The following is a 210-nucleotide window of genomic DNA, read 5'->3' on the forward strand; positions in this document are numbered from 1 at the left end:
GCCCAAGCTCGTTTGATGAGCCAATTTGCGGGTTCCTGTCGCTATGTCTATAACAGAACTTTAGCCACAGAAAAGTCACTTTACGGCAAAGATAAAGCACATCGGTTCAACTATGTAGAGTGTGCCAGCCGTCTCGTTCTGTGGAAGAAAAAGCACTCTTTTCTGAAAGACTGTCATTCTCAAGTACTCCAACAAGCATTGAAAGATTTG

At 43.3% G+C, this 210-nt stretch carries 1 protein-coding gene; it reads left to right on the forward strand.

What is annotated here, in order from left to right:
• Positions 1-210: helix-turn-helix domain-containing protein (locus tag ACYQ4O_RS13240; protein ID WP_460175907.1), on the forward strand; the 210-nt coding region annotated here is incomplete at both ends.

This window comes from Turicimonas sp. TL08, assembly GCF_054660695.1.